A 20,747-nucleotide genomic window follows, 5' to 3' on the forward strand; every position below is an offset into this window, starting at 1 on the left:
GTTCTCCTGATCCGGTTTCTTGACGTGTGGTGGTGAGTCAAGCGGCCTTGGCCGCCAGCGCATTGCGCAAAACGCTGGCCAATCGCTTAAGTCCCTCGTCCAGTCGCGCTGGATCGATGTGGCTGAAGTTCAGCCGGATATATCCAGGGTTGGCATCTGGATCGCAAAAAAACGGCTCGCCTGGCATGAATGCTACGTTTTGTGCCAGCGCGGTATTAAGCAGCGTTCGGGTGTCCAACGGCTGCTTGAGCGTGAGCCAGAAGAACAGGCCACCCTGCGGCGCATTCCAATCGGCCAGGTCGCTGAAATGCGTGTGCAACGCAGCCTCGAACTGATCGCGTCGTTCACGGTAGAAACTGCGCAGTTGCAGCAGATGACTGCGGTAATGCTCGGTGCCAATCCATTGCAGGGCCTGCCATTGGCCGATGCGGTTGGTGTGCAGATCAGCCGATTGCTTGAGTTTGAGCAAATGGGGAAACAGGTCCGGCGTGGCGATCAGATAGCCAACACGCAAACCCGGCATCAGGGTTTTCGAAACGGTTCCGGTGTAGATCCAGCTGGCCTTTTTCAGCCGGCTGACAATCGGATGAGCACTGCCACCATCGAAGGTTAACTCGCGGTAGGGTTCGTCTTCGATCAGCGTCACGCCGAACTCATCCAGTAACGCCGCCACCGACTCGCGCGCGGCCTCGCTGTAGCGCACAGCGGAAGGGTTCTGAAACGTCGGGATCAAATAGGCGAACGCAGGCGCGTGCTGTTCCAGACACTGACGCATAGCGACCAGATCGGGCCCCTCGGCCAGCAAGGGCACGCTCAGGCAATCTGCGCCGAACAGCTGGAAAATCTGCAATGCCGCCAGATAGGTCGGCCCCTCCAGCAGAGTCTCCGTACCCTTATCGATGTATAACTTGGCGACCAGATCCAGCGTCTGTTGTGAGCCGCTGACAATCATCACCTGACTGGCATCGCACGGCACACCCAACGCTCGGGCCTCACTCGCCAATGCTTCACGTAGCGCAGGCTCCCCTTCACTCATGCCGTATTGGCCTAACGCACGAGGCATGTCCGACCACTCGGTTTTCGGCAGCATGCTTTCGGCAGGCAGGCCACCCGCGAAGGACATCATGTCCGGACGCTGAGCAGCGGCCAGGATTTCACGAATCAAAGAACTCTTCAGGCGTGTCACTCGTTCGGAAAAAGCCATGTCATCACCGCTAGCCGAAATAAATAGAAATACGTCAAACTGGTTGACCGAAATTACGACGCTACGCATGGATACGTCAACATGCTTGACCTTAAAAATTCATCCACTCAGCAAATTGCCATGGAAGCGTTCTTTTTCGGCTATCAGGCGTTCACTGCCAAAGCCGATGAGATGCTCGCCAATCGCGGCCTGAGTCGCGTACACCAACGCATCGTGTTCTTCATCGCCCGCTATCCGGGCCTGAGCGTGAAGGAGCTGCTGAGTGTATTGGGCGTCAGCAAGCAAGCGCTGAATACGCCATTGCGCCAGTTGATCGAAATGGACCTGGTGCTGAGCATTGCCGCCGACACTGACAAGCGCAAGCGCTTGCTGGAGCTGACCGCCGAGGGCGCGTTGTTCGAGGAGTCGCTGCGTCGCGAGCAGGTAAAGCTGTTGCAACGGGTGTTCACCGAAGCTGGACGGGACGCGGTGGACGGCTGGCTGGCGGTAAATCAGGCGTTGGGGAATACGCTGAAACCTGCTTCAGCACAAAATCCACCTGACTAAAATGAATGCCCGCATCGCCCATGGGGTTGTAGCGAACCGATCAGACAGGCAACTGTGCCGACCAATGCGCTGCTGGCTGTATCGCAATACTGCGTAACGACTGCGTATAGGCTTACGGCCAATGCCCACCCTGCCGTTCAAGGAACGTTCGCATGACTGAAACGACTCAGGCGCCGCTGCGCCCACTGGCCGATTCTTCGCTTTCTGCTGTCGTGGCCGGTTTCATCGCCATGATGACCGGCTGCACCAGTTCGCTGGTGTTGATGTTTCAGGCCGGACAAGCCGCAGGGCTGACATCGGCGCAAATTTCTTCGTGGATCTGGGCGCTGTTCATCGGTATGGCGGTGTGCAACATCGGTTTGTCATTGCGCTACCGCTCGCCCATCACCGTGGCATGGTCAACACCGGGCGCGGCATTGCTGGTGACCAGTCTTGGCGGAGTGGCTTATCCCGAAGCCATCGGCGCGTTCATCACCTGCGCGATCCTGATTACCCTCTGTGGTGTGACTGGCAGCTTCGAACGCTTGGTCAAACGCTTGCCGGCCTCGTTGGCAGCAGCCTTACTGGCGGGGATTCTGTTCAAGATCGGCAGCGAGATTTTTGTCGCCGCGCAGCACCGCACAGGTTTGGTGCTGGGTATGTTTTTCACCTATCTGATCGTCAAGCGCTACTCCCCACGCTACGCGGTGTTAGGTACGTTGCTGATGGGCATCGCGTTGTCCGCCATGCTGGGGCTGTTGAATTTCGATGGTTTCGCCCTGGAGGTTGCGGTACCTGTGTGGACCACGCCGGCGTTCTCGCTGGGCGCGACTATCAGCATCGGCATTCCATTGTTCGTCGTGGCAATGACCTCGCAGAACATGCCGGGCATCGCCGTGCTGCGCGCAGACGGTTACAGCGTGCCTGCCTCGCCGCTTATAACAGCGACCGGTATTGCTTCGTTGATCACCGCGCCCTTCGGCTCCCATGGCATCACACTGGCAGCGATCAGCGCCGCTATTTGCACCGGAACGCATGCCCACGAAGACAAAGACAAACGCTATACAGCGGCGATCTGGTGCGGGATTTTCTATGCCATAGCCGGCATTTTCGGCGCGACGCTCGCGGCCTTGTTCGCCGCGTTCCCGAAAGAACTGGTGCTGTCGATTGCGGCACTCGCGTTGTTCGGCTCGATCATCAATGGCTTGACCGTGGCGATGAATCAACCCAAGGAACGCGAAGCGGCGCTGATCACCTTCATGGTCACAGCGTCGGGATTGACGCTGTTTTCCGTTGGCTCGGCGTTTTGGGGGATTGTCGCCGGGGTGTTGACGCTGGTGATTTTGAATCGCGGTAAGGCGTGAATACGATAAGGACCCTGTAGATACTCTGTTCCCGGCCAAGCTTTCAGCAGGTGTTTTTCGCTGAGAAGCGTGGCCGTATCAGATGTTTCACCGCTGCCTATGGCGTCTGTCTTCAATGTGGCGGGTGATTGTAGGAGTGCGGCTTGTCCCGCGATCTGGCGCGCAGCGGCAGTAAACACGGTGCGCGCGGCCTGCCTGTCATACCGCATGCACAGGTTTACGACGGGTTCCCCGCCGGTCGCGGGACAAGCCCGACTCCTGCAGAGGATGCTGACCTGATCGTGGTCAATTACAACCTGAAATGCCCGACCATGCCCTTCAATTCCATCCCCAACGAAGCCAGCTCGATGCTCGACGCGGCATTGCCTTGCATCGCCAGTGCCGACTGATCGGCACTGGCGCGAATGCTGGTGACGCTACGGTTGATCTCTTCGGCCACCGAGCTTTGCTCTTCGGCGGCAGCGGCGATCTGCTGGTTCATTTGCTGGATTAACGATACGGCCGCAGCAATGCTGCCCAGCGCGCTCTCGGTCTGCAGTGCGTCACTGACGGCCAGCTTCACTAATTCGCCGCTGCTCTGAATCTGCGCCACGGACGCCTGCGCACCGCTTTGCAGACGGGTGACCAAACGTTCGATTTCTTCAGTCGATTGCTGAGTACGTTTTGCAAGCGCCCGAACTTCATCGGCCACTACCGCAAAGCCCCTGCCCTGCTCGCCGGCCCGTGCCGCTTCAATGGCTGCGTTGAGGGCCAGCAGGTTGGTTTGTTCGGCAACACTTTTGATCACGATCAGGACTTTGCCGATGTTCTGGATTTCGGCGCTGAGGTTTTCGATCGAATGGCTAGCAGAACTGGCTGAAGTCGCCAACTCTTCGATACGGGCCATGCTTTGACGCACCACTTGCTGACCGCTGTCGACCTTACTGTCAGCGGTCTGCGCAGCCACGGCCGCTTCCTCGGCGTTGCGTGCGACGTCATGCACTGTCGCGGTCATTTGGTTCATCGCCGTGGCGACTTGCTCGGTCTCCTCTTTTTGGCTGCTGACTTCCAGATTGGTCTGCTCAGTGACGGTCGACAACGAGTGCGCCGATGTCGCCAACTGCTCGATTCCGGCCTGCAGGCCGCTGACGATACCACTTAGCCCTGCGCCCATTTGCTGCATCGCGGACATGAGCTGACCAATCTCATCACGTCGACTGACCGCCAGATTACCGCTCAAATCCCCGGCGGCGATACGTTGGGCGGTGGCGATGACACTGCGCAGCGGTGCCACGATCAGACGGGTGATCAGCAAGGCCGCAATCAGACCGACGAACAGCGCCAGCACCGACGAGCCGATGATTTTCAACGTGTTTACCTGCAGCTCACTGGATACCGACTGGTCTTCAGCGTCATAGGCGTGATTGACCTGCTCCACCACGGTTTTGGCGTTGGCGGCAAGTTGTTGCGATACCTTCGCCTCGTCAGCAAGCAGCCCTGTGTATTCGTTGAGCTTGTCGCCGAAGTTGGTGATGTGATTGCTGACCTCGGTGAGCACGGTCAGGTAACCCGAGTCTTTGATTACGCCCTTGAGGTCTTCGGCCAGTTTTTGAGCCTCGACGGCCTGCTCGATTTTGCCGGTCTTGGCTTCTTCACCTGAACCGGTCTTGCGACTCTTGTCCAGGCGCACGCGGGCCTCGTCCAGCGCCTGCATCATAAGCTTGGAGATTTGACTGACCTGAGCCGACTGCTCAATGAACTCAGCGCCTTGCTGGCCTTGGGAATCCTTCAGGCCATAGGCGCCGTCATCGGCCAGCCCAGCCTGCAACACGTCCAGATTATTGGCGACGCTGGACACCGACCAACTGGCCATCTCCAGTGCCAGATCTTTGCTCTGACTGATGCTGACAAACTGATCGAAGGACTGGCGATACGCTGTAAGGCCTTGCTGGACTTCAGCCATCATGGTTTGGTTGGCGGTTGATGCGGTCTTCAGTTGCCCGGCTTGGGCAGCGAGTGCATCCAGCCCGGCGTGCATCGAATCGACCAACCTGGGGTCGCTGTGCAGGGCGTAATCCTGCTCCATCAGGCGAACTCTGTTCAAGCCGCTATTAAGCGCGTTCATGTCCTTGAGGCTGTCGAAATGCACACTGATGGAGCGCAGCGACCAGATGCCGATGCCGGCGACAACCGCAGTCAGGAGCAGTACGAGAAAAAACCCGATACCCAGTTTCTTTGCCATTCCAATATTGGCAAAACGCGTGTTCACGGCCGACATCATAACGCTCAATCCCCGTTCGACAGCTTGAAGGCGCACACAGTGAGGCCATTGAAATCATGACCATTGAACTATCGTGCAGGTTGGCAAGGGGCAGGCGGCAACACAAGTCTTTGACGGCAGAATAATGGCTATTTGCTACATCAACGTCGTTTATAGAATGGTTATCGGCGTTATTGGCTGGAACCGCAGGGCGCAACCGCAATCACGACCCTTAAATAGCCCTTTATGCGACGAAAGGAAAACCATGCGCTGCCGAGGAACACTCGTCAGCGTGCTGCGGCCGCGACCGTTAGCATGCCGGAATCGGCATCAAGGCGCGCATAGGTGCCCAGCGCCACGGCAATATTGCGATCACCATGGCCGATGGGTAAGCCACCCAGCAGCGGAATGCCCAGATCACCGAGGCGCTCTACCAGCACATCCGTCGGATTGATCGACACGCCACCATTGCCCCTCGCGCTGAACTGCCCGACCGCGACACCGGCCAGGCGCTGCAAAATGCCGCAGTTGCGCAGATGAGTGAGCATGCGGTCGACGCGATAAGGAGCTTCACCGACGTCCTCGATCAGCAAAATGGCGCCTTCAAGATCGGGCATATAGGGGGTGCCGACGCTGGTACTGAGCAAACTCAGGTTGCCGCCCAGCAGAATGCCCTCTGCAATACCCGAAGTGCGCACATTGAAGGTGGGCTCGTCGGCATTCGCTTCGACCACCACAGGCTCGGTGCTCATCAGCGCATGCTTGACGGTGCTGGCGAACAAGCCGCCACGTTCCAACTGTGCGGCCACAGGCCCATGAACGGTTGCCAGACGTGTGTGTGTCCACAGTGCCGCATGCAGTGCAGTGATGTCGGAGAAGCCGATCAGCAGCTTCGGATCGCGGCGTACCGCGTCGAAATCCACATGCGCAAGAATTCGCTGCACGCCATACCCGCCGCGGTTACACAGCACCGCGCGAATGTCCGGATCGGCCAGTGCATCGTTCAGGTCCGCAGCCCGGTGCTCATCGGTCCCGGCATAAAACGAATACGTGTCCAATGCGTGTGGATAGACCCGAGGCCGCAAGCCCCAGCTCGTCAGTACCTGCACCGCTGCCTGAACCCGCGCCTCGGCCACGGGGCCCGCGGGCGACACCAGGGCAACGGCATCGCCAGCGCGCAGTACATTCGGGTGCAAGGTTTGACGTGTCACAGGCATTCACTCTCTCGGTATTTCAGTGCATTTCGATAGCGCGGCAATTTAGATCAGCATTGCGCTCGAATCCAGTGGACGTTTCAGCTGAGCTTGTCAGTCGCTTCCTTACGGGGCACCTGAAAGCGTGTCACGCGCTTGCGCAGCCAGCCAACAAAACCACTGTTGTCAGCGACTTGCGGCTTGCTCTCGAGCACTGACGCCTTGGCCTTGGCGCGGAATTTCTGTAGCCCGGCCAACGCACCAATCAGTTCGCTGTGCTCTTGCAGCCAAGGCTCCAGGTCCGCGCGGTCAATGCTATAGATCATGCAGTCGGTATACGCGCAAAACCGCGCCAATGTAGGTGATTGGTCGACAAAACCACTTTCGCCGATCAACTCGCCAGGCCCCATGCGGCCGATCTCCAGCCAGCCGTCGCCGTGCTGCACAGCCGCCGACACTACCCCAGACTCGATGATATACAACGCATCCGGCACCACGTCCTGTGCGAGCACCACTTCGCGGGCTGCGAAAGCGCTCAGGCGCATATTGCGCTCCAACTCAGCTTTATCCGCTTCGCTGAGCATGCGCAACGCGCCGACACTGTTGAGCACCGCAGACTGCCGATTGGTGGGGCGCACTTGATCCTGGCGGGTCTCCGTGGAGGCCAATTGACGATGAATCAAGTCGAACAATTGATTGCGCACGGCAGCGCTGCGATCGCGAGACTTCACATAGCCGGTCACTTCGTATTCCACGACGCGAATCCCGGACTTGACCACCACCGCCGACGCCGCGGGCTGCACGAGCAACTCTCGACAGCCTTGCAATGCCTTGTTGAGCGAATCCAGGACCAGACTTGGACGCAATCGGACCGACAACTCGATGCTTAGCGTGACTGAATGAAAGTGGTCAGGTCGGCTGAAGTTGACAATACGGGTCTTGGCGGCCATGGCATTGGGGATCACCGCCATGCTGCCTTCGGCGGTCAGCAGGTGGGTTGAGCGCCAGTCGATTTCGATGACTTTGCCTTCTATGTCATCGACTCGAATCCAGTCATCGACCCGAAACGGCTTGGTGGCATTGAGGACGATCCCGGAAAACACGTCCCCCAACGTACTTTGCACGGCCAGGCCGACAATGATCGCCACCGCGCCGGAGGTGGCGAGCAAGCCTTTGACTGGCAGGTCAAGCACATAAGCGGCGGCCGCCACTGCGGCGACCAGAAAAATGATAGCGCCTACCAGATCCTGCAGCAGGTGACCCTTGCCGCCGATTCTCGGCTCCATGATCAACAACACAACCATCGTCAGCGTACGCGCACCGAACAGCCACCAGGCAATGCTCAGAATCGTCGCCAACACATGACGGGGCACGTCCCACTCGGCGGGCACTTGAAACAGCGGGCTCAATCCGCCATCGAGCAACGCCATGCTGAACAGCACGAACAGCAACAGCCGCCCAACCATTTTCCAACGTTGCAGGCGAATCGGTACCCACTGCCAAAGAACCATGTCGGCAATCAGTAACAGCGATGCGCTGATCAACGGAAAAGCGAACCACGGGTGATTCATTGAGACTCCCCAAGCCTGAAACAGCCAATGCAGCGCAGCTTAGCTGATCGGCATGGGGAGTGGTGGAGACCTTTGTGTAGCTGGCGCATGAGACGGCCAGGTAAAGGCTGCAATCAGGGCTTTGGGCATTCATCCGATACTGGCGGGACAACTGCGCCAACCTTGCCTTCGTCAACCAGCTGCGCGCGTTTGATTGCATTGCGATCGCGCAGCGCACGATAGTAGTCCGGTTGTGTTTGCAGCTTGTCGGTCAGTGGCAACGCTTGAGCACGTTTATCAACGACCCCGCCCACACTCTGCGCTGTGCCCACGGTAGCCACCGTATCGCTATTGTCGCCGAATGGATTGGCAATCAAGCCCACCAGCACGCCCGCAGTATCGCGTGTGTTGTGCGTACCCAGTAGCGGCAGTTCAAGGATGGGGCCGTTTGCCAGCCCCCACACCCCAAAGGTCTGCCCGAAATCGGCACTGTGATGCGGCAGTCCCATGCGCGTTGCGACGTCAATGAAACCGAGTAATCCGAGCGTGGTATTGAAGGTGAACCTGGCGATGGTGTTGCCCGAACGACGCACATTGCCTTGCATCACGTCGTTGATCAGCACCTTGGGTTCGCCGAAATTACCGACGAAGTTATGCACCCCACTCTGTATGAAGTCAGGCAGATGCCGGTAGCCGCGCGCGACAGGTTTGAGCACATAACCGTCCACCACCTGATTGAAGCCAAATACGTCACGGTTGAACGACTCAATCGGATCATTGATCTCGAGCGCGCCGTCACAAGGGGCCTGTGTCGTTATTTGCGAACACGCCAGCAGGCTGGATAACGCCAGCCCCAATGCCAACGGGCGCAAGAACAGCGCGTGATTGACGACCTGACACCACAAGGACGTGGGCCCAGCCGCAATGTCGGTGGTCAGAGTACGGCTGGACAGCGTGAATATTGATCTCGACATGCGGGGACTCCTCAAGGGTTAACCCACGGTGCCCGTCGTTTTTTGCTGTGGTATGTCGCGTTTATAACCAGGCCGCAAGAATGTTTCCGCACTGAAATATTCCGGGAACGTCGTAAAAAGGCTTTAAATTAGGCGCTCGAATGACCCAAACGTGATGCCCTGTGAACACACTCCTGATTGTCGACGACGACGTGGAAATCCTTGCCCTGCTGAAGAAATTCTTCCAACAGCATTCCTATGAAGTGGACGTGGCCCGCGACGGTCCGTCGATGTGGACCGCGCTCTCGCGACAACGACCCGACGTGATCATTCTCGATGTCATGCTGCCAGGCGAAGGCGGCCTGAGCCTGTGCAAACGCCTGCGGGCGGAGTCGAATATTCCCATTATCATGCTCACCTCCATGGGTGAATTGAGTGACCGGATCGTCGGACTTGAGCTGGGCGCCGATGACTACCTGGCCAAACCGTTCGACGCTCGGGAACTGCTGGCGCGCTTGCGAGCGGTGCTCAGGCGGGTTGGCGAAAAGCCACTCAGCGCCAGCGACCCGCAACGGCCCATGATTACCTTCGACCAATGGCAGCTGGACGTGACCCGGCGCGAGTTGCGTTCGGCTGAAGGGGTGATGATCCCGTTGTCGGCCGGTGAGTTCGACCTGCTGTTGGTGTTCGTCGAGCATTCGCAGCGGATTCTCACCCGCGAGCAGCTCCTCGACCTGTCCAGAGGGCAACGGCACGACGCGTTCGATCGCAGCATTGACGTGCAGGTCAGCCGCCTGAGGCGCAAGATCGAGCCAGAAAACATAAGCCCGGAACTGATCCGCACCGTGCGCAACGGCGGCTACATGTTCACCGCCAGGGTCACTCGTTCATGAAGTCGCCGATCAATGCCCACGACACCATCAGCCGCTGGATCGCGTTGACCATCGCCATGGCGATGCTGGTGTTGTTGCTGCTCAACACGCTCTTCACCCAAGCGGCGGGCGTCTGGGCCAAGCCGCCGTTGAGACAGACCGGCTTGCTCGAACAGATCGCCAGTATCAGCCGGGTGATCCAGGCCGCCCCCGTTGAATTGCGCGATCATTTAGCAACGGCTGTCACCAACCCCGGTTACACCGTCCGCTGGTTTCGCCACCAGACCGACATTGCGACGCCAGTCCACACCAATGATCACGACATCACCCGCACACTGCGCGCCGTGCTTGGGCGCGCAGATCGCGGCATAGAAGCCTTTGAGCCGCAGGATTGGGGCGATGATCAAACCCACAAAACCTACCTGATGCTGGTTGAGCTGGACGACCGCAGTTGGCTTTCATTCGAGACGCCAGTGCGCAGTTGGGGACTGGATAAAGAGGTACGTAATGGCATCGTCTTTGTGCTGACACTGGTGTCGACGCTGCTGGTGGCACTGGTCGCCACCCGACGCCTGGCCAGACCGTTGCAAAGCTTCGCCCGCGCTGCGCGGCGTTTCGGTGATGACTTTCACGCGCCGCCGATCATTGCCCTCGGCCCGCGTGAAATCCGCGAAGCCACAGTCGCGTTCAATACCATGCAGGCGCAGATTCAGCGCTTTGTGGCTGATCGCACACACATGCTCGCGGCCATTTCCCACGACCTGCGCGCGCCCTTGACCCGTATGCGCCTGCGCGGTGAGTTCATCGAAGATCCGGAGCAGCAGTCCAAGCTGTTCCGTGATGTCGATGAGATGGATGTGATGATCAACAGCGCCCTGGAGTTCTTCCGCGACGAAGCGCGACTGGAGCAAACCACGCCTTTTGACCTTGCCGAACTGTTACTGACCATCATCGACGACTATCGCGATCAGGGCATTGCCGTTGAGTTCGAAGGCCCGCTAAAACTGGTGTATGCGGGCAGGCCTCAGGGGCTCAAGCGTGCCATTGTCAACCTGATCGAGAACGCGGTGAAGTACGGGACTTGCCCGCGTTTGCTGCTGGCACGGCATGCAGAGGGGGTGATACTTGAAGTGATAGACCGCGGGCCAGGGATTGCGCGGGACTCGCTGGAGCAGGTATTCGCCCCGTTTTTCCGCCTGGAACAATCACGCAACCGTACCACCGGAGGCGTCGGCCTGGGTTTGCCGGCCGCCAGGGCGATCGTCGTCGGGCATGGCGGCCACCTGAGCCTGCGCAATGCCGCCGAAGGCGGGTTGATTGCCAGGATTGAACTGCCCACCACGCAACCAGGCGCTTGATCAGACCGCTGTCACCCCGCCACCTTGCGCCAGCATCAGCGGCAATGGGTACTTCATGCACTGCCAGACGCCTTTGACGTTGACACCCATGATCGCGTCAAACTGAACTGCGCCCCAAGAGCTGGACACACATCCAACCTCTGGGGCGCAGTTCAGAAAGGTGCCTGTCTTAGAAGTCAATCGTTCCGGAAAACTTCACGGTGCGAGGCTCGCCCTGGGTCAGGTAACCGCCGTTGGTGGAGGCCCAATAGTCTTTGTCCGCGATGTTTTCGACATTGGCGCGCAAGGTGATGTCTTTCTGAGACACCCGGAAGGTGTAGCGTGCGCCAAGATCGAAACGGTTCCAGGTCGGAATGCTTAGGGTATTGGCCGCGTCGACGTATTGGCCGCCCGTACGCAACATTCTTGCGTTCAGCGCAGCGCCCTGGATGCCTGGGATATCCCAGTCGGCACTGGCGTTGAACTGGAACGTCGGAACGCCCGGTGCGTCGTTACCGTCGTTGGCACCTGCCGCCGTGTCATGCAGCTCGGCGTCCATCAGCGTCAGGCCGGCAATCAGGCGCAGACCTGAAACAGGCTCGCCAAAGACGTTCATCTCCACGCCCTTGTTGATCTGCTTGCCATCAACCACGTATTCGGTCCTGCCACCACCGATATCCGCTTCGTAGCCGTCCCCGACCTTCTCGATGCGGTACACACCCAGGCTTGCGCCAAAGGTCTCCATGTCCAGCTTGACACCCGCCTCCAGTTGTTTGGAGCGCGCAGGTGCAAAGACCTCACCGGGGTTGACTATCGAGGTATTGACCGGCGCAGTGTCGCCCTGCGTCAGACCTTCAATGCGGTTGGCGTAAAACGAAACGTACTGCCACGGTTTGATCACGATGCCGTAGACCGGCGTCGTGATGGCCTCGTCATATAGGGATGTTCGAGGGCCAGAGCCATAAGCGTAACCCTGAACGCGCAATTGCTGGCGTCGAACGCCGGCGGTCAGCAACACCTTGTCATCGAACAAGCCCAGCGTGTCGGACAACGCCGCGCTGCGGTTACGTGTCTTGCCGACAATCCCAGGATCGTTCACGTCCCCGCCCACCAACGCGCCGAGCGCCGGCTCGGGCTGAGAAACCGGATGATAAAGATTGGTGGTGTAACGACTGCCGCCGAAGTCGTATGCGCTGCGCTGCTCGGCCCAAATGCCAGCCAAACCAAAGTTGAGCTTGTGACTGATCGGCCCGGTCTGCAGCTTGCCATTGATACCGGCCATGGCGGTGGTGTTGTCTTCATCGTGGGGGATGAATGAACTGCCGATGGAAATATCGCCCTGGTTATTTTCCAGTCGCGGCGTGCCGTAGTCGCCCACTTCGCGAGTGTGCTTGGCGCCGCCTGCGGCATAAACCGTCCAGTTCTCATTGAGGTCGTACTCGCCGCGTACCATGCCGAAGGTGTCTTCGGTTTCAGTGCTGTACCAACTCGGCGCGTAATTGGTGTCAGCGTCAGGCGCATGCGGGACTTTGGTCACTGCGCCGCCGAGTTGAACGGTGTTACGACCCTGGTTGATGGCCTGCTTCTGATACGCGAAATCACCGGACAGACGGAAATCGTCGCCGCGATAATCCAGCCCCAGCGCGAACAGCTTGCTGCGGTGTTTCTCGTCCTCGATCCCGGTCTCGCCTTCGCGCTGGGACAAGTTCAGCCGCGCGCCAAAACGGTTGTCTTCGCCGAAACGCTGACCCAGGTCCAGATGCTCACCGACACGGCCATCGGTACTGATGTCTTGGGTATAACGACGTGTTGGAGTGTCCTGTGCGCGCTTGGGTTGCAGATTGATACCGCCGCCAATGCCCGAACCAGTCGGGGTAACGCCATTGATGAAGGCGTTCGGGCCTTTGAATACCTCTACGCGCTCAAGCGCGTCAGTGGAGATAATCTGACGCGGCAATACGCCATAGAGACCGTTATAGGAAATGTCATCGGTGTTCAGCGCCAGCCCTCGAATCACAAAGACTTGCGAGGAGTTACCGAAGCCGAACGACTGCCGTACCGAAGAATCATTGGCCAGCACATCGCCAATATCCTCGGCTTGCTGATCTTCGATCAACTGCTCGGTGTAGCTGCTCATGGTAAACGGCACGTCCATGATGTCGGCATTGCCCAGCACACCGAGCTGGCCACCGCGTGCTACCTGCCCGCCGCTGTAGGCCGGTGGCAGCGCATGTTCGTCAACCTTGTCGGCGCTGATCGCGGTGGCGCCAATCTCCAGGGTACCGGCCTGGCTGGCCGATTCAGCTGCAGCGGCCAGCGCAGGAATAGCCAATGAACAGCAAAGGGCCAATGCGGTATGACGATAGGGAATTTGAGAAAGGACGCGTGTCTTGCGCATGGTAAATCCAGTGATAGATGAGAGAACTCAAATTTGGAACGCCTCCTGCCCTGGATGGCCAAAATCTGATGTCGCGAAATATTATCAGATAGTAATGAGAATATTTATTAACCACTACCGCAAATGTGAAAATTTCGTTAATGCGACAAAGAGCGATCACCGCTCAACCCTGTAAATTCGCTGAACAACTCGTCGATCATGCTGCCAGAACCACCTCAAGGCGCGCTCTGGTGTAAGCTCGTGCGCTGTTGATTCGACCCATCGAGAGGCTTATGCGGGCCACCTTCCGACGCTCCACGCTTTCCAGACTTCGCGGTTTTCAATTACCCCGCGATGCGCTGAAGATCTTGCCCAGTGCTGCCGACTACCGTCGTTGTCTGCTGGAGAAAATCTCATCGGCGCAACAGCGCATCTACGTGGTCGCGCTTTATCTGCAACAGGACGAAGCCGGCCAGGAAATCCTCGATGCGCTGTACGCCGCCAAAACAGCCCGACCAGACCTCGACATCGTGGTATTGGTCGATTGGTTTCGGGCCCAGCGTGGCTTGATCGGCGCTGGCAAGCAGGCGGGTAACTCGACGTGGTATCAGGCACAACACCTGGAGCACGACGAGGAAGTGCCGATCTATGGCGTGCCAGTTCAGACCCGCGAGCTGTTCGGCGTGCTGCATCTCAAAGGCATCGTGATCGACGACTGCGTGATCTATAGCGGCGCCAGTATCAATAACGTTTACCTGCACAAGCTGGGCAAATACCGGCTTGACCGCTATCACCTGGTGCAGAGCAAACCGTTGGCCGATACATTTGAGCGCCTGATTCAGGAAGAAATCCTGCCGTCGGATGCTGTACACCGACTCGATCTGCCCTCCCCGCCGACCTCGCGTAGCCTGCGCGGGGAGATCCGCCAGTTTCGTCAGCGCCTCAAACGCGCCAGCTACAACACCGATGCCGGCCTAACGGATAACGGCGAACTGCGGGTGATTCCACTGCTGGGGATTGGCAACAAAAACCCCCTCAGCCGAACCTTGTGCGATCTGATTGCTGCCACCCATCAGCAGCTCACGCTGTGTACCCCGTATTTCAACATGCCGCTGGTGATCAAGCGCGAGATCACCCGTGCGCTGAAACGCGGAGTGAAGATCGATATCATCATCGGCGACAAGACCGCCAACGACTTCTTCATTGCGCCTGAGGAGCCGTTCAAGGTGATTTCGGCACTGCCGTATCTGTATGAGATCAGCCTGCGGCGATTCATTCAGAAACATCAGTTGGCGATTGCCAGGCATCAGTTGAATATCCATTTGTGGAAGGACGGCGACAACACGTTCCACTTGAAGGGCTTGTGGGCAGATCAGCGCTACACCCTGCTGACCGGCAACAATCTCAACCCGCGGGCATTTCAACTCGATCTGGAAAATGCGTTGCTGATTGACGATCCGAAAGGCGAATGGGCAGAGCCACGCGAAGCTGAGATCAAGCAATTGATGCGCAACACTCAACGAGTGGGCAAATATGACGAGCTCGATACGCTGAACGACTACCCGGTGGGCGTGCGCACGTTTTTGCGTCGGGTCAGCCGCGTGCGGGTCGAGCGCCTGTTGTACCGCATCCTGTGACGCCGGAGTTTGCAGCATGAACAAGAAGACCGGAATCCGCGCCCGGCAGGCCGACCAGACACGGGCGCGAATCCTTCAAGCAGCGATCAAGGTGTTTACCGAAGACGGCTATTCGGGTGGGCGTATCGAGCGTATTTCCGCCGAGGCCGAGTCCAACGACCGCATGCTTTATTACTACTTCGGCAGTAAAGAAAAGCTCTTCGTACGGGTGCTTGAGCACACCTATGAGCAGTTCAACCTGGCAGAAAGCACGCTGCATCTGGACCCGACAACGCCCGTGCAAACCCTGCGGCAATTGGTGGCGTTCATTTGGGATTACTACGTGACGCACCCGGAGTTCGTCGCGATTCTCAGCATCGAAAACCTGCACAAGGGCAAGCACGCCAAGCAGTCCGGCGAATTGCGGCGCTTGTCAGGCGAAGCCGTCGACGTGCTCAGACCGATCATCGAAGCCGGTCAGCAACAGGGGCTGTTTCGGCAAGACATCGACATCAAGCACGTTTACCTGATGGTTGCCTCGCTCTGCTACTTCTATAACTCCAACCTGCACACCCTCACCTCCTTTCTTGATCAAGACATGGCCGAACCGCAGCATCGCCAGGATTGGCTGGGGTTTATCAGCGACCTGGTGGTGCGTGGAGTGATGAGGTTGCCTTGAACTATCTGAATCACACAATGCTGTAGGCGCGAATTCATTCGCGAAGGGATAGGCCAGGCGACACATTGGTATCGAATGTACTGCCTCGCGAATGAATTTGCTCCTACAGGGGCAATGGGATCGTTAGTGCGTCCCTGGATTGGCCCGCAAATGCGCGACCTTATCCGGCAACCCCGCCCACTGCGGCTCATTGGGCGCAAAGCGGTGGCGCAGGTAAGCAGTCAACTCACTGATCTGGGTGTTGGACAAACTGTCCTTGAAGCCCGGCATGTAACCGAGATCCGGGGTCGCCGGGTTGGCAACCCCCTGCAAAATCACCTTCAGCAGATTGTCCGGCATAGCGCTGTACACGTTGGTGTTGGTTGCCAATGACGGGCTGACGCCAAACAGTTTCGGCCCCAAACCGTCGGCGTGACAGCCCTGGCACGAACCTTCGAAAATCCGCTGACCGTTGTTCAACGAGACCGCGCTGACGCTTGGTTTAGCGACGTCTTGAGTGACGGATTGCGCGACCGTCTGCGCGGCCTCAACCGAACCCTTCAACGAGGCCAGATACACCGCCATGGCTCGCACATCCGACTTCGGCAGTTTCGCCAGTTCGCTCACCACCGGCCCCATGGGTCCCGCTGCTACGCCATGGGCATCGGAATAGCCGGTGCTCAGGTAATTGAACAACTGGTCTTCAGTCCATGGCGTGGGCGACTTCGACACGCGGTTCAGCGCCGGCGCCTCCCAGCCATCGACCCTACCGCCCGCGAGAAACGATGTACCGCCCTTCTGCGCGCCCATGAGGTTGCGCGGCGAATGGCAGCCCGCGCAGTGCCCCAGGCCGTTGACCAAATAATTGCCACGATTCCATTGCGCGCTTTGCTGCGGTTGCAGCTGGACTTCCCCGTTACGCAGAAACAGCGCGTTCCAGCCCGACATCAGTGGCCGCATATTGAACGGGAACTGCATGTCGTTGACCGTGGGCGCTTGTTTGACCGGCGTCTGCGACATCAAATACGCGTACAGCGCCTGCATGTCGGCGTCGTTGATATTGCGAAACGCGGTGTAGGGGAACGCCGGATACAGGTGCTTGCCATCACGACTGATACCGTCACGCATCGCCCGCTCGAACGCCGGATACGACCAGTTGCCAATACCGGTTTCTGGGTCCGGCGTGATGTTGCTGCTGTACAGCGTGCCGAACGGCGTCTGCATCGCCCGCCCGCCAGCGTTACTCACTCCACCTGGCGCTGTGTGGCAAACCGCGCAATCGCCGACAGCGGCCAGTTGTCTTCCTCGCGCCAGCGTCGAGGCCGACCAGGTGCCAGCGCTCGGCGGCGTGATGGGGGCGATTTCCGACTTCCATGGGAACGCCGTGGCTGCGATCCCCAATAACGCGCCAAAGGCTGCGAACAGCGAGCCAAACAGCCACTTCGAGCGCTTGGCTTGCGGCGATTGCGGTGGATTGGCATTGGCCGCTTCGTCCGCGCCTTTCAACGCCGCGAGCACGCGGTCGGCGGTGATCGGCAACTCACGAAAGCGAATGCCGGTGGCGTCATAAATAGCATTGGCAATTGCCGCCGCACTGGGCACCGAGGCCGACTCGCCAGCGCCCATGGGTGGCTCACTCTGACGCGGCATCATCATGACGTCTATTTTCGGCACTTCTGGAAAGGTCAGGATCGGATAACCGCCCCACTCCTTGCTGGAAACGATGGACTCTTCAAAGGTCACCCGCTCCTTTAGCACGCGACTGGTGGACTGAATGACGTTGCCGTGAATTTGATGTTGAACGCCCGCCGGATTGATCATCATCCCGGCATCGTGCCCGATCACCACCCGCGTCACCGACACATCGCCCGTGCGCTTGTCCACCGCCACATCAGCGACCCATGCGGCCCATGCCGCGCCAAAACCGGGAAACTTGCTGTGGATGTAACGCGCGTAGGCAAAACCCCGACCGCGCAACACCCCATCTTCTTCCGGGATCTGCATCGGCTGCGTACGTGGCGACCATTGCGCACGGGCGGCAGTGGCCCTGACCAGCTGCGAAGCACGTTCGTCATGCAGATAGCGCAGGCGGTATTCAATCGGGTCGACACCGGCCGCAAAAGCCAGTTCGTCGATGTACGACTCGTGGGCGAATGTATTGGGCAGCGCCGACACGCCACGCATCCACGAGGCGCGAACGATGGGCGCCATATCGTTGATGGTGACGCGCATGTGCTCAAAGTCGTAGGGCGGGATCGAGGTGCGGTCGCCCATTTCGAACATCGTGGCAATGGGCTCGACACGCCCGGTCAGCAACAGTGCCAGCGTCGGCGAGTTGTTGGACGGGTAACTGGTCTGGAAGTCATAACCGGCCACGCCCCCGTCGGCGTTGATCCCGCCATCGACCTCCATCAATTGCGCGGTGCCTTTGGGCTCCCATGCATGCTCTTGTTCGCGAGTCAGTTGCACCCGCACCGGCAACCCCACGGCACGCGATAACAACACTGCGTCGGCGCATACGTCATCCGCGCAATTACGGCCATAGCAACCGGCCGCTTCCATGCGGATGATTTCGATTTTTTCCTCTGGATACTCCAGCAGCCAGGCCAGATCGGCTCGCAACATATGCGGATTCTGCGTGCCGGACCACACCCGGATGCCGGTTTCCCGATAATCCGCCACCCCGCAGGACGGTCCGATGGAGCCGTGGATCTGGTAAGGCCAAAGGTAGGTGCGGGTCATCCGCTCACTGGCGCCGTCCAGCGCCTGGACGACATTGCCTTTGTCCATGACCACCCGCGCAATGCTGGGGTTATCACGAATGGCCTGCTCGATGTCGCTCATGTCCGGTAGTGTTTGATTCCAGGGCTTCCAGGTGACTTTCAGCTCGCGCGCCGCTTTTGCCGCTTGTTCTTCACGCAGGGCGACGATGCCGACGAAATCGCGAATCACCACCACCCGAACGATGCCGGGAATGTGCGCGATGGACGATTCGTCGACCGCCAGCAGGCTGTTGCCGACAAAGTCGCCGGTGTCGAAACCTGCGTACGGCGGACGCACCACTCGACCGTGGAGCATGTCCGGCAAGCGCATGTCGTGAACGTACGTCAGTTCCCCGGTGGCCTTGCCCGGAATGTCGACCCGCGCCGCGCCCTGGCCTACCAGCTTGTAGTCTTCGAGCTTCTTCAGCGGCGCAGTGCCAGAGATACACAGCTCAATGTGCCGGCCCCTGATCAGCTCGCCAAACCGAAACGCGCGACCGTCATCAGCCTTGATTACACCGGCGTGGATCACCAGCGAGTCGGCTTTCACCGACCAACGCTCGGCCGCTTCGTCCAACAGGAAATGCCGCGCCTGGGCAGCGGCATTGCGCAGCGGTATCGCAGAAATCTGAATGGTCGCGCTGGCGATGGTCGCACCTTGATTCGGCGCGCGATCAGTGTCGCCGAGAATCATGCTCACCTGGTCTAGGGTCAGGTCGAGTTCTTCGGCGACAATCTGTGCAAGCGATGTACGAATGCCGGTGCCCAGGTCCACATGACCATTGAACGCATAGACGCGGTCGTCTTCATCAATGGCAATGAACACACCCAGTTCCTTGGGCTTGAGGGTCGGCGTCCCGCCTTTGGCCACTGGGCCCGAGGGCGGCGTGATCTCATCGACGATCAACAGAACGCCGTTTTTCGCCAGCAATTGATCACGGGTAGGCGTGGTCTGGGTCATAGTCGTCGATCCGTTCAAGGCTGTTGGCGAGCGGCACGCATGACCGCACGGAGAATTTCGATGTGGGTTCCGCAGCGGCAGAGGTTGGCCGAGAGTTCGTTGCGAATCTGCACTTGGGTGGGGTGTGGGTTGCGATCGAGCAAAGCCTTGGCGGTCATGATCATGCCGTTCATGCAGTAGCCACATTGCGCGGCTTGCTCATCAATGAATGCCTGTTGCACCGGGTGCGGACATTCGCGGCTACCGAGGCCTTCAAGGGTCGTGATGTCGCGACCTTCGGCACCTGCCAGCGGGAACACACACGGACGAGCGGCGACGCCATCGATGATCACTGTGCATGCACCGCATTCGCCCAGCCCGCAGCCGAATTTAGGACCATTGAGTTGCAGATCATTGCGCAGGATCATCAACAACGGCGTGTCCGCCATTGCCGTCACCGTTGTGGTCTGCCCGTTAACCCTTAGCGTCACGGTCTTCTCTGCCGTGACTGCTCGCTCACTCATGTTCCGCCCCCTTTTGTTACCGACCGTCCCTGGCATTTGATGAAGTAGCTACTTCATGAAATGAGAGCAGGAAGCGTGCCAGTGAACAGAGTTAGCAAAACGAAGCGTTTTGTAGGACCGCGCAGGGATTATTCGTTGTCGCCGTCTTCAATCAATTTGCGCAACAGAAACAACACGGCCACGCGTTCGGCGGGGTTAAGTTTGCTCATGGTCAATTCGCTGATGTGCGCGGCCCGGGGGACGGTTTCTTGTACCAGCCGCCGCCCGCTATCGGTCAGGCTGCAGATGACTTTACGTCGGTCTTGCGGGTCGGGTTCCAGGCTGATCAAGTCACGCGCCTTAAGCCGGTCAACGATGCCACGAATGGTCGCCTGGTCCACGGCGGTGGCTTTGACAAGCTCGGTCTGCGAGCTCGGACCGTGGTCGCGCAGCGCGCACAACGTCACGAATTGCACAGCGGTCAACTGCGAATCACCGACATTCTGTTGAAAAATCGCCATGTGCCGCTGATACGCCTTGCGCAACAGATGGCCGATTTGATTGGAAAACGTGTAGGACGCATGGTTATTGGAAGGGCTGTCGGTGGACACAGGCTTACTCGGTCACAGGCTGGGGAAGTTGGCGGCTACATTA

General features: G+C 58.8%; 15 protein-coding genes and 2 pseudogenes. 6 read left to right on the plus strand and 11 right to left on the minus strand.

Annotated features, from left to right (window positions below; genetic code table 11):
• Positions 1–37: 37 nt before the first annotated feature.
• Positions 38–1,204 (minus strand): PLP-dependent aminotransferase family protein, encoded by a 1,167-nt coding sequence (locus tag VGC62_RS00535; RefSeq protein WP_331185173.1) that lies wholly within the window; start codon positions 1,202–1,204, stop codon positions 38–40.
• 81 nt (positions 1,205–1,285) lie between these two features.
• On the opposite strand from VGC62_RS00535, the gene VGC62_RS00540 reads away from it, so the two are divergent.
• Positions 1,286–1,750 carry a MarR family winged helix-turn-helix transcriptional regulator gene (locus tag VGC62_RS00540; RefSeq protein WP_331185149.1) on the plus strand — a complete coding sequence of 155 codons (465 nt, stop codon included), beginning with the start codon at positions 1,286–1,288 and terminating at the stop codon, positions 1,748–1,750.
• A 152-nt stretch (positions 1,751–1,902) separates the two neighbouring features.
• Positions 1,903–3,093, plus strand: a complete 1,191-nt coding sequence (locus VGC62_RS00545) for a benzoate/H(+) symporter BenE family transporter (protein ID WP_331185150.1) — start codon at positions 1,903–1,905, stop codon at positions 3,091–3,093.
• A 289-nt stretch (positions 3,094–3,382) separates the two neighbouring features.
• Here VGC62_RS00545 and VGC62_RS27555 read toward each other — a convergent pair whose 3' ends face one another.
• From VGC62_RS27555 to VGC62_RS00565, 5 genes and pseudogenes are all read right to left on the minus strand, one after another.
• Positions 3,383–4,264, minus strand: a complete 882-nt coding sequence (locus VGC62_RS27555; RefSeq protein WP_414705722.1) for a methyl-accepting chemotaxis protein — start codon at positions 4,262–4,264, stop codon at positions 3,383–3,385.
• A pseudogene (locus tag VGC62_RS27560) lies at positions 4,244–5,353 on the minus strand (HAMP domain-containing protein); the annotation flags it as partial. The gene VGC62_RS27555 and the pseudogene VGC62_RS27560, both read right to left, overlap by 21 nt.
• Positions 5,354–5,619: 266 nt before the next feature.
• Positions 5,620–6,549 carry an LD-carboxypeptidase gene (locus VGC62_RS00555; RefSeq protein ID WP_331185152.1) on the minus strand — a complete coding sequence of 310 codons (930 nt, stop codon included), beginning with the start codon at positions 6,547–6,549 and terminating at the stop codon, positions 5,620–5,622.
• A 77-nt stretch (positions 6,550–6,626) separates the two neighbouring features.
• Entirely contained in the window at positions 6,627–8,096 is a 1,470-nt protein-coding gene (locus VGC62_RS00560) for a mechanosensitive ion channel family protein (RefSeq protein WP_331185153.1), read from the minus strand.
• 113 nt (positions 8,097–8,209) lie between these two features.
• Complete coding sequence (locus VGC62_RS00565) at positions 8,210–9,049, minus strand: VacJ family lipoprotein (protein WP_331185154.1); 840 nt, start codon at positions 9,047–9,049, stop codon at positions 8,210–8,212.
• 161 nt (positions 9,050–9,210) lie between these two features.
• Between VGC62_RS00565 and VGC62_RS00570 the strand changes: the two genes are divergently transcribed.
• Positions 9,211–9,921: a response regulator gene (locus VGC62_RS00570; RefSeq protein ID WP_331185155.1), complete on the plus strand. Its 711-nt coding sequence runs from the start codon at positions 9,211–9,213 to the stop codon at positions 9,919–9,921.
• Positions 9,918–11,258 carry an ATP-binding protein gene (locus VGC62_RS00575; RefSeq protein WP_331185156.1) on the plus strand — a complete coding sequence of 447 codons (1,341 nt, stop codon included), beginning with the start codon at positions 9,918–9,920 and terminating at the stop codon, positions 11,256–11,258. The genes VGC62_RS00570 and VGC62_RS00575 overlap by 4 nt, the downstream gene beginning before the upstream one ends.
• A 15-nt stretch (positions 11,259–11,273) precedes the next feature.
• Here VGC62_RS00575 and VGC62_RS00580 read toward each other — a convergent pair.
• Together VGC62_RS00580 and VGC62_RS00585 are read right to left on the minus strand one after the other, a co-directional pair.
• Positions 11,274–11,363: pseudogene (locus VGC62_RS00580) on the minus strand (short chain dehydrogenase); the annotation flags it as partial.
• 64 nt (positions 11,364–11,427) lie between these two features.
• Positions 11,428–13,635, minus strand: a complete 2,208-nt coding sequence (locus tag VGC62_RS00585; protein WP_331185157.1) for a TonB-dependent receptor — start codon at positions 13,633–13,635, stop codon at positions 11,428–11,430.
• 272 nt (positions 13,636–13,907) lie between these two features.
• Here VGC62_RS00585 and pssA point away from each other — a divergent pair, with 272 nt between their 5' ends.
• Together pssA and VGC62_RS00595 are read left to right on the plus strand one after the other, a co-directional pair.
• Positions 13,908–15,251: a CDP-diacylglycerol--serine O-phosphatidyltransferase gene (gene pssA, locus VGC62_RS00590; protein ID WP_331185158.1), complete on the plus strand. Its 1,344-nt coding sequence runs from the start codon at positions 13,908–13,910 to the stop codon at positions 15,249–15,251.
• A gap of 16 nt (positions 15,252–15,267) precedes the next feature.
• Positions 15,268–15,909: a TetR/AcrR family transcriptional regulator gene (locus VGC62_RS00595; RefSeq protein WP_331185159.1), complete on the plus strand. Its 642-nt coding sequence runs from the start codon at positions 15,268–15,270 to the stop codon at positions 15,907–15,909.
• Positions 15,910–16,032: 123 nt separating this feature from the next.
• Here VGC62_RS00595 and VGC62_RS00600 read toward each other — a convergent pair whose 3' ends face one another.
• The 3 genes from VGC62_RS00600 to VGC62_RS00610 all read right to left on the minus strand — a co-directional run bounded on the left by VGC62_RS00600 (position 16,033) and on the right by VGC62_RS00610 (position 20,704).
• Positions 16,033–19,611 (minus strand): molybdopterin cofactor-binding domain-containing protein, encoded by a 3,579-nt coding sequence (locus VGC62_RS00600; protein WP_331185160.1) that lies wholly within the window; start codon positions 19,609–19,611, stop codon positions 16,033–16,035.
• A gap of 14 nt (positions 19,612–19,625) precedes the next feature.
• Positions 19,626–20,114, minus strand: coding sequence for a (2Fe-2S)-binding protein (locus VGC62_RS00605; RefSeq protein ID WP_331185161.1), 489 nt, complete (start codon positions 20,112–20,114; stop codon positions 19,626–19,628).
• A 128-nt stretch (positions 20,115–20,242) separates the two neighbouring features.
• Complete coding sequence (locus tag VGC62_RS00610; RefSeq protein WP_331185162.1) at positions 20,243–20,704, minus strand: MarR family transcriptional regulator; 462 nt, start codon at positions 20,702–20,704, stop codon at positions 20,243–20,245.
• Positions 20,705–20,747: the final 43 nt, after the last annotated feature.

Origin of the sequence: Pseudomonas sp. (assembly GCF_036404235.1) — a bacterium.
Classification (GTDB): Bacteria; Pseudomonadota; Gammaproteobacteria; order Pseudomonadales; family Pseudomonadaceae; genus Aquipseudomonas.

Coding starts and splice junctions, on each gene's coding strand:
- VGC62_RS00535 (WP_331185173.1), bottom strand. CDS start 1,204: ATGGCTTTTTCCGAACGAGTGACACGCCTGAAGAGTTCTTTGATTCGT.
- VGC62_RS00555 (WP_331185152.1), bottom strand. CDS start 6,549: ATGCCTGTGACACGTCAAACCTTGCACCCGAATGTACTGCGCGCTGGC.
- VGC62_RS00565 (WP_331185154.1), bottom strand. CDS start 9,049: ATGTCGAGATCAATATTCACGCTGTCCAGCCGTACTCTGACCACCGAC.
- VGC62_RS00560 (WP_331185153.1), bottom strand. CDS start 8,096: ATGAATCACCCGTGGTTCGCTTTTCCGTTGATCAGCGCATCGCTGTTA.
- VGC62_RS00585 (WP_331185157.1), bottom strand. CDS start 13,635: ATGCGCAAGACACGCGTCCTTTCTCAAATTCCCTATCGTCATACCGCA.
- VGC62_RS00540 (WP_331185149.1), top strand. CDS start 1,286: ATGCTTGACCTTAAAAATTCATCCACTCAGCAAATTGCCATGGAAGCG.
- VGC62_RS00605 (WP_331185161.1), bottom strand. CDS start 20,114: ATGAGTGAGCGAGCAGTCACGGCAGAGAAGACCGTGACGCTAAGGGTT.
- VGC62_RS27555 (WP_414705722.1), bottom strand. CDS start 4,264: ATGTCCGCGATGCAGCAAATGGGCGCAGGGCTAAGTGGTATCGTCAGC.
- VGC62_RS00575 (WP_331185156.1), top strand. CDS start 9,918: ATGAAGTCGCCGATCAATGCCCACGACACCATCAGCCGCTGGATCGCG.
- VGC62_RS00545 (WP_331185150.1), top strand. CDS start 1,903: ATGACTGAAACGACTCAGGCGCCGCTGCGCCCACTGGCCGATTCTTCG.
- pssA (WP_331185158.1), top strand. CDS start 13,908: ATGCGGGCCACCTTCCGACGCTCCACGCTTTCCAGACTTCGCGGTTTT.
- VGC62_RS00600 (WP_331185160.1), bottom strand. CDS start 19,611: ATGACCCAGACCACGCCTACCCGTGATCAATTGCTGGCGAAAAACGGC.
- VGC62_RS00595 (WP_331185159.1), top strand. CDS start 15,268: ATGAACAAGAAGACCGGAATCCGCGCCCGGCAGGCCGACCAGACACGG.